Annotated in this window: 4 protein-coding genes; 3 read left to right on the top strand and 1 reads right to left on the bottom strand. The window is 48.9% G+C overall.

Features of this window, described 5'->3' with window-relative positions:
* Positions 1–56: 56 nt before the first annotated feature.
* Positions 57–263, bottom strand: a complete 207-nt coding sequence (locus UXZ23_RS03990; RefSeq protein ID WP_320819352.1) for a hypothetical protein — start codon at positions 261–263, stop codon at positions 57–59.
* Positions 264–444: 181 nt separating this feature from the next.
* On the opposite strand from UXZ23_RS03990, the gene recC reads away from it, so the two are divergent.
* From recC to recD, 3 genes are read left to right on the top strand one after another with little or no spacing between them, the layout of a single operon-like run.
* Positions 445–3,921: an exodeoxyribonuclease V subunit gamma gene (gene recC / locus UXZ23_RS03985; protein WP_320819351.1), complete on the top strand. Its 3,477-nt coding sequence runs from the start codon at positions 445–447 to the stop codon at positions 3,919–3,921.
* Positions 3,918–7,709: an exodeoxyribonuclease V subunit beta gene (gene recB / locus UXZ23_RS03980; RefSeq protein ID WP_320819350.1), complete on the top strand. Its 3,792-nt coding sequence runs from the start codon at positions 3,918–3,920 to the stop codon at positions 7,707–7,709. The genes recC and recB overlap by 4 nt, the downstream gene beginning before the upstream one ends.
* Positions 7,709–9,646: an exodeoxyribonuclease V subunit alpha gene (gene recD / locus UXZ23_RS03975; RefSeq protein ID WP_320819349.1), complete on the top strand. Its 1,938-nt coding sequence runs from the start codon at positions 7,709–7,711 to the stop codon at positions 9,644–9,646. Before recB ends, recD begins: the two co-directional genes overlap by 1 nt.
* The last annotated feature ends 50 nt before the right edge of the window (positions 9,647–9,696 follow it).

Here is a 9,696-nt window from a genome sequence, read left to right as displayed (position 1 = left end):
AGCCCCCCCCCCCCAGTCTCTCAGTATTGATGAATCATCAAGTGCCGCTATTCTATTCATTGCACCACCTCCTGTTTAAAGGCAATACAGTTATCCGTTTTATTGCTGATTGAATATTGTGAACCGGCAATATCAATGGTTTGCCATGCATTTAACGCAGCACCAGTTTGTTTACTTGCCTGAAGCGAATGACCCTTTTCACTATTGAAATTTACCCGCATCAAGTCAGTTAGTACCTGCTCTGTAATGATCGAAGTGGCCATTGTCATATCCCTATTAGGCCTACCGATATTGCAATTGGAAGGCTTGGTTCTCGTGTTTGCGGTAGTGAATCGCCGATATTCGCTAGCAGTGTATTGATAGGTCATCATCCCCGTCAAATTCTGGTAATCTAAAGCCCTATTCACGCGACTCACGGCTCATGCCAGATACCTCAAGGATTGTATGTTCCGGCTTTATCACTCCAATGATCTCGATGTTCTAAAGGGCATTATGCTAGCGCTGATGCGTGAGCAGCCGCCTAGCCCTTTGGCGCGCGAGGCGATTCTGGTGCAGCGTCAGGGCCTGGCGCAGTGGTTGAAGTTGCAGGTGGCCGATGGTTTGGGCCTTGCGGCGCAGGTCGATTTCCCGCTGCCGTCGTCTTATGTCTGGACAGTATTTAACCAGTTAAAGCCTGAGTTACCCGAGCGTTCGCATTTTGATAAGCAGGCAATGGCGTGGAAGTTGATGCGTTTGCTGCCGGCATTGGTGAGCGATCCTGAGCATGGCGGCTTGTTTGCACCGGTTAAGCATTATCTAGAGCACGATGAACAAGGCATTAAGTGCTATCAGTTAGCGCATAAAATTGCCGACGTATTCGATCAATATTTGGTTTATCGATCCGATTGGCTGCTGGCGTGGGAGCGCGGCGACGATAAGGTCGATGATACCGACGTCAGTTCGCAGCCGTGGCAGCCGCATTTATGGCGTGCTTTGGTTGCCGATTCGAAAGCCTTGGGCAATAGCCTAGATCACCGCGCGCGCTTGTTAGAACAGTTAAGCGATTTGGTGGGGCAGCATCCCGAGCGCTTGGCGTCTATGCCTAAGCGTTTGTTTGTGTTTGGCATTGCTGCATTACCGGGGTCGTATTGGCAGGTCCTGAATGCGATTTCGGATCATATCGACGTGCATTTCTTTTTGCTTAATCCTTGCCGCAATTTCTGGGGCGATATTGTTGATGATCGCCGCCAAGCGCGAATTTTGCGCCAACAACCCGAGGCTGCTGAGTATTTAGAACGTGGTAATCCGCTGTTAGCCTCGTGGGGCCGTTTGGGTCGAGATTTTTTAACCTTAGTTCACGATGGCGCCGAAGATGGTAGCGTTACCGATGTTGAAGCTTGGGTTGATCCCGCCGCTACTGAGCTAACAATGCTCAAGCAAGTGCAGGCGGATATTTTAGAATTATTTGATCGCCAAGCCTTGGCCTATGGCGAAGAGGCGTTAGCGCATAGTCAGTTTAAGCAAGTGGTGGCGGCTAACGATACCAGTGTGCAATTTGTTGCGGGGCACAGTGCCTTGCGCGAAGTGCAACGTTTACACGATCAATTGTTGGCTTGGTTAAGTGCTGATGCCACCCTGCATCCGCGCGATATTGTGGTGATGGTGCCGGATATTGATTTATACGCGCCCTACATTGATGCGGTATTCGCCAGTGCGCCGGAAGGCCAGCGTATTCCGTGGGCCATTGCCGACCAATCCATGGTGAGCGAAAACCCCTTGCTCGATAGCGTGATCAGTTTAATGGGCTTGGCCGATAGCCGGTTATTGCTTACCGATGTACAAGACTGGCTGGATGTGGCCGCCATTCGCCGGCGTTTTGATATCGGCGAAAGCGAGTTAGATACACTGCGCGATTGGTTCGAGCGCGCGCAAATTCGCTGGGGCTTAGATGGCAATCATCGTCAGCAATTGGGCTTACCGAATTTTGAGCAAAACAGTTGGCGCAAAGGTCTGCGCCAATTATTGCTGGGTTTAATGTTGCCGGATATTAACAGCGCTAATGGCGAAGCAACCCATTGGCAGGGCGACTGGCCGGTCAGTGCGGTGGAAGGTAATGCCGCCGAATTACTGGGTAAATTGCTGAGCTTTGTCGATGCTCTGGAAAACTGGCAGCACTTTTTTAGCCAGTCGCATAACGTTGAGGAATGGCTAAGCGCCTTACCGCAACTATTGAATGATTTATATCTACCCGATTTAGACGACACTATGACATTGCAGCGCGTGCGCGATGCCATCGAGCGCTGGCGTCAGGAATTAGCGGATGCCGCTTACGCTGGCGACTTGCCTGCGGCGGTGATTAAAACCTGGTTTAACGAGCAATTAGGGCAACAGGGCGGTTGGCAGCGGTTTTTAACCGGGCCAGTTAACTTCTGTACCCTGATGCCGATGCGTTCTATTCCGTTCAAAATTGTGTGCATGTTAGGCATGAACGACCAAGATTATCCGCGCCAAGTCACACCAATTGGTTTCGATTTAATGGTGTCGGGAAAATCGCGTCGTGGGGATCGTTCCCGTCGCGACGACGACCGTTATTTGTTTTTAGAAGCCGTGTGTTCGGCCCAAGAAAAACTCTATATCAGTTATCGTGGGCGCGACAGCCGTGAAAACAGCGAGTTGCAACCGTCGGTATTGGTGAGCGAACTCATCGATTATATCAGCGATGGTTTTTGCCTTACCGATTGCACTGATTTACCGGCGCGCAAAAGCCGCGAGCAGATGCACAATTGGCTCATTGAAGAGCTGCCGTTGCAGCCGTTTAGCTCGGCGGTATATCAGCCTACGCATCCACGCAGTGTAATAAGCCATCATCCTTTGTGGGCGGCGGTGGCGAATGTGGGCGCACAAACTGTGGATGCCACTCGGGCGGCGCAGCCTTTTTTAACGGCGCCGTTGAATATTCCTGCTGATCTCGATACGCGCACGGTGGCGTGGAAAGATATTAAAGAGGCGTTGCTTAAGCCGTCGGCGTTCTTTTTACGTCGCCGCTTAAAAGCCGATTTAAATTTATATTGGCAAGAACATACTAACGAAGAGCCGTTTAATCTCGATGGTTTAGAGCGCTATAAATTACGCAATCAGTTGGTTGAGCAAGCGCTGGCGGGCCACGATGCCGATGTGCTCGAATTTACCCAGCAACAACAAGCCTTGGGCCATTTGCCGGTTAATAATATCGGTCACGTGCACGGTGAAGGTTTGGTAGATGATGTTGCGGAATTAATTGAAGCCCTGCAAAGTCATTTAGCGGCACCAGCAGAGCCGCGTTCGTTGAGTATTGAATGTGAGGCATTAATCCCCAATGTGGGTTTAACCACCACGATTATTGAAGGGGAATTACAGCAAGTATTCGCCGGACGATTATTGCACTACCGCGTGGGCGATATTCGCGGCAGCCACTTGTTATCCTTGTGGTTAGATCTGGTATTTATTATTGCCTGTGACAAAAGCGCTTGTGATGGCAGTTCGGGCGAAAAGAACTCAATTACCGGCGCCGATATTTTTGGCTACAACAAAAAGTTGCTGGAACACCACGTGCGCGCGCCATCGCATGCCGAGGCCGTCGCCTATGTGCAGCAATGTTTAGCTCTGTATTGGCAGCACTGGTGTGAGCCGAGCGATCAACTGCCCGACATACTCTGGACGCTGCTGAAAAATGATGAAGAAAAACACGATAAAATTATCGTCGAGCAATTGAACCGCGATATCGGCGAATTTGCCCAAATTGAAAGTCAGCGTTGCCTGCCGGATTTGCCACGACAATTACTCGATGGCGAATTACGCGCGAGCTGGCTGGATAAATGGCAGTGGCTGATGAACCCGATTCAAACTCACGATACCAGTACGGATAGTGATTCCGGTTTTGATAAAAATGGAGGCGATTTATGAAACGCCTCAATATTGATCAATTCCCACTGCAGGGCCAATCGTTAATCGAAGCCAGTGCGGGTACGGGTAAAACTTACACTATTACTCAATTGTATAAACGCTTGCTATTAGCGCACCGTTCGGATTTGCCACGCTTAGGCACAGATCAAATATTGGTGGTGACCTTTACTCGTGCCGCCACCGAAGAATTACGCGGGCGTATTCGTGAGGGCATTAGCGAAACCTTCGAGCATGTATTGTCGCGCCAGCAATCGCCGTTAAACGCAGGTGAAGAAGCGACTCATGAATTAGATCGTTGGTTAGCGGAAGTTGCGCACGCCGATTCTGCGACGCTAACCTCGCGCGAATTAACTAAGTGGTTACAACTGAATTTATCGCAAATGGACGAAGCAGCGATTTATACCATTCACGGTTTTTGTCAGCGCATGCTGAAGCAGTTCGCCTTCGATAGCGCTGTGGTGTTCGATGCCGAGTTAGTACTGGATGCTGCTGATTATTTAAAACAAGCCTGCGAAGATGTCTGGCGCAGTAGCAGTTATCCCTTAGGGTTAGATCAAAGTCGCTTTGTCTGCTCGCAGTTTAGCGGCCCCGATAAATTATTCAGTTTGATTCGCAATTGGTTGTCGCGCCCAGATTTTGTTTTCTCACCGAATATTGTTAAAGCCGATACGTCCTTTGCATTGGAGCAAGAGTGGGCTAAGGCCGAAGCCTTATATCAGCGCGTTGCCGAGTTATGGCATAGCCTTGGTGCAACTAACCTTGCTGATGTTATTGCTCAGTCGGGCGTAGATAAGCGTTCGTACAGTAAAAAGAATTTGCCGAATTGGTTAGAGCAAGCCAACGATTATTTAACCTCAGGGTTTAGCTTGCCTGCGACGGCTAATTTGTATCGCTTTGGCCAAGAAGAACTATTTGAAAAAACCAAAAAAGGCGAAGCGCCAACCCATGCGTTATTTGCTGCAGTGGATGCCTTCTTACCGGTGGCGAATCAATTAAGTCTGGCGTTGCAGCAAAGCTGGTACTTTGCGGTAAAAACCCGTTATTTAGATTTATTAGAACGCGCGGGGGCATTAACGCCCGACGACTTATTGCGCTTATTAGATCAAGCGCTTGCTGGCCCACAAGGCGAGTTATTGGCCGTACATATTCGCGCTCAGTATCCGGTGGCAATGATCGACGAGTTTCAAGATACTGATCCACTGCAATATCGTATTTTTAGCCGTATTTATCCGTATCAATCCGCAGACGCCAAGCCGGGTTATGGCTTGTATATGATTGGCGACCCTAAGCAGGCGATTTACGGTTTTCGTGGCGCGGATATTTTTACCTATATTCAAGCGCGCCGCAGTTTACCGGATGAGCGCCGTTTTACCTTAGATACCAACTATCGCAGTCACAGTGGTTTAGTCGCCGCAGTTAACCAATTATGGCAAGCGCATGCTAAGCCGTTTATTTTCGACGACGACATTAAGTTTATGCCGGTTGCAGCGAGTGGTCGCCGCAATGATGGCGGTTTACAGCTCAGTGCGCAAAACGCTGCAAACACAGTAAATTCAGCAAAAAATCAGCCCTTATTGCATCTATGGCAAGGTGGTGCGGGCGAATCACGGGCGGCGGAGCGGGCTCGTGTCGCCGCCGAATGCGCGAGCCAAATTCAGGCTCTATTGCAGGGTGGTGGTTCGTTTGGTGAGTCGCCAGATAACAAGCCAGTGCAAGCCAGTGATATTGCTGTGCTGGTTTATTCGCGCAAGCAAGCGGGGCGTATTCGCCATGAATTAAGTCGCTTAGGGATTGGTAGTGTCTTTTTAACCCGCGATAGTGTTTACGATTCGCAGGAGGCACGTGATGTTTTCTCTTGGTTACAAGCCATTGCGCAGCCAAGCGATGAGCGCGCCGTGCGTTCGGCTTTAAGTACCCAGACCTATGGTTTGAGTGCAGATACACTCGATCATTTATTAAATGATGAACGTGCCTGGGAACAGCAATTAAGCGTGATGTTTAAATATCACGAGTTATGGCAAAAGCGCGGAGTGATGGCGGCCATGATGCAATGGCTGGAAGATGATCAGCGTGCGGTGCGCTTGCGCAGCCAAGACGATGGCGAACGCTGTTTAACCAATTTATTGCACTTAGGCGAACTGCTACAGCAGGGCAGTCGCCGCTTGCGTGGCCATCAAGCCTTGATTCGTTGGTTTGGTGATCAGGTGTTTGCCACAGAACGCAGCGGCGAAGAAGCGCAGTTGCGTTTAGAAAGCGATGCAAATCTGGTAAATATCGTCACCATTCATAAATCTAAAGGCTTGGAATATCCGCTGGTGTTTTTGCCCTATCTTTGGGATGACAGCTTTATACCTTTCTCGCAAAGCGAAGCGCATTACGTTGACGATAAACAAGGCTTAGTGATTAACCTAGCCCCAGATCAAAAAGCCAAAGATGCACAAATTCGCGATAATACCGCCGAAAATTTACGCTTGTTGTATGTGGCGTTAACCCGTGCGCGTCATGCTTGTTTTATTTGGGTGAGTAATGCCGATTCAAAAAAGAAAGATGTTCCGCAACTGGCTTTCTCCGCACTCGGTTATTTACTGCAATGTGATGTCAGTGGTGAAATTGCTGACTTTAAGGGTGATTTTATTTACCAAGGGCCGATGCCCGAGTGGGTGGGAAGCGCTGATTTTAATCACAGCAGCGTCAGTACAGCGATAACCGCGAATACCTTTACGGGTTACACGCGCGATTGTTGGCGAGTGAGCAGCTATAGCCAGTTAACCGCTGCGAGTCACGCTTATGCAGCGCCAACCGGTGAATATGCCGTGATATTGGAGCAGATGGATCAGCCGACTTTCGACGTCGAAGCCGAGAGTCTTCAGCTTGCAAGTCCTTACTCAATCGATGACTCAACGATCGAAATACAACAAGCGAGTATTCCAGCGGCGTTGTCGTTCCCTAAAGGCGCAACACCGGGTACCTGTTTGCATGCCATATTGGAACTTTGGGATTTCGTCGATGCGGCTAAGTTACACGAACTCTGCCTACAGCAATTGCAGCATTTTGGTTTAGATATCGAACTTGCACCAGCGCTAGTGCAATGGCTGCAACAGGTAGTGACATGTCCTCTGGTTTCAGAATTTGAATCCGAATTTTCCTTGGCTCAGCTGAAGCGTGATGAGCGCCTAGACGAAATGGAATTCCATTTACCGATTGCACAACTTGGTTCCGCTGAGGTCAATCGCTTACTGGATGAACGTGCTTTGCAATTCGATAGTTTACAAGGCTATTTAAAAGGATTTATTGATTTGATTTTTTGTCGAAATGGCCGTTATTACGTAGCTGACTATAAATCGAATCATTTGGGTAATTCGGCTGAAAATTATCAGCCAGAGTCACTTTGGGAGTCGATGAAAGATCACAACTACGACCTTCAGGCATGGATCTATACCGTCGCCTTAGATCAACTGTTGCGTGTTCGTTTGCCTAACTATGCGCCAGAGCAACACTTAGGCGGCACTTATTATTTGTATTTACGTGGCATGATTACTGAGTTCACGGGGGAAGTATTCGATGACATTGTGATGCCAGATGCCAACGCGAAAAAACAAAAAACGGTGAAAAAATCGGTTAATGCCATGCAGGGCGATTTATTTGGCGCAGAGCCGAGCAAGCCAATATATCCAGTATCCGACGGAACAGAGCAAGCGAAGGCTAATCACGCTGGGGTGTTTTATTTGCCGCCAGATTTAACTGCGCTGGCTCAATGGCGCAAGGTATTATTGGGAGTTGATGCATAATGCAAACACAAAAACTCCTGCTAAATAAGACTCTGCTGAATACCGAGTTTTCGACTTTAATCGACGCTATGTTAAGTCGGGGTCGCTTGCGCAGTATTGATGTGCAACTTGCCAAGCAGATTGTCGACTACGAATTTCAACGAAGAGAAGAGAGTGCTCAGCCGTTGACACAAACCGACGCGACGACATTATTTATGGCAGCGGCAGGAGTCAGTCTGGTATTGGGACGAGGGCAAGTGTGCTTACCCTTGGCGCGAAGCCCGTTGCCCGAATGGCAAAACCTATGGCCAAAGCCAGTTGATCTCAACGCATTGCTGGCCGATTGCCATGTGGTTGTTCATATCGCCGATCAGAATAAAGATGAAAAGGATCACTCCGGCGCAGAAGAACAGCCGCCGTTAACTTTGTTTCAAGGCAACTTATATTTATCGCGTTATTTTAGTTATGAACGTGGAGTGTTTAATCATATTCAACAGCGCTTAAATAATGCACTCTTAGTAAACGATGATGAATTAGCGACGGCAATTCGAACATTATTTCAATCATCCGATGGTGGTGATACGCCAGTAGTTGATTGGCAGGCAGTGGCAGCAACCAGTGCCTGCTTGCAGCGCTTTACAGTGATTACCGGTGGTCCAGGTACAGGGAAGACGACAACCGTAACGCGGCTGTTAAGTGCATTGTTAAGTCAGAATCCAAATCTGAGTATTGCTTTAGCCGCCCCAACGGGAAAAGCAGCGGCACGTATGACAGAATCTATTCGCCATGCTCGTGATCGCGTTGCCAACGGTGAGCGAATTCCCGACGAGAGTTTTACCCTGCATCGTTTATTGGGTTGGTCGCCGCGTGGGTTTAAATATCATAACGGGCGTTCGCTGCCCTACGATTGCGTGGTGGTCGATGAAGCGTCTATGGTCGACTTACCTATGATGTTTCATTTGTTTTCAGCATTAGCTGCCGATACGCGTTTGATTCTATTGGGCGATCAAGATCAGTTGGCCTCGGTGGAGGCGGGCAGTGTGCTGGCCGATTTGTGTGATGCGGGCACCAGTCATGCGCCGGATGTTGAGTTTTCGCAGCGTCTCAGTCGTATTACTGGATTTGATTTAACGGCGGTAGCTGATCGAACATATGCGTCGATGCAGAATGCCGTAGCGCATTTACGCGTGTCCCATCGCTTTAATAAAGATAGCGGCATTGGTCGTTTAGCAGCGGCTGTGAATGCTGGTAATAGCGACGAGGCGGTGACTCTTTTTGGGCAATATGACGATTTAACGATTGCTTGGCACAGTGCCGTTGACGGCCAGTTACGCGTGCTGCCGTGGCAACAACGCGTGATTGCTGGCTATCAGGATTATTGTCGTGCGGTAAGAGAGCAAGCGTCTGCTGCTGAAATATTGCAATGCTTTAACGATTTTCAGGTATTGGTAGCCGTGCGCCTAGGGCAATTTGGCGTAGAGGAAACTAATCGCCAAATTGAACGTCTGTTTAAAGAGACGGGTATGTTACCGGCGAGTTCTTCCGGCAGTAATAGCGCGTGGTATCCGGGGCGGGCGGTGATGATTACCCGCAATGATTATGATCTGGGATTATTTAACGGCGATATCGGGATTTTAGTTCCTTATGAAGGGGAAGATCGCGTAGCCTTTATTGCCAGTGATGGCGCTATTCGTTATTTACTACCAAGTCGTTTACCACCGCATGAAACCGCCTTTGCCATGACAGTGCACAAAAGCCAAGGTTCGGAATTTGAGCATGTGTACTTGATACTGCCGTTAGAGTGGCAAACAGTGATTAGCCGAGAGCTTATCTATACCGCCATTACGCGAGCAAAAGTATCTTTTCAGTGCTTAACCAGTTTGCCTTGTTGGCAGTCGGGCGTTGCTACAAGGGTCGAGCGGGCCAGTGGTTTACGGCAGGCCTTGTGGTCTAATTAGAGAGAGCAATATCCTTATAGTTCCAGCGTTAATGTTTTCTTGATTTATTT

The organism is Thalassolituus sp., from assembly GCF_034111725.1.
GTDB lineage: Bacteria > Pseudomonadota > Gammaproteobacteria > Pseudomonadales > Oceanobacteraceae > Thalassolituus.
The sequence above is the reverse complement of the archived record's forward strand: the minus strand, read 5'-3'. Positions and strand labels throughout refer to the sequence as shown.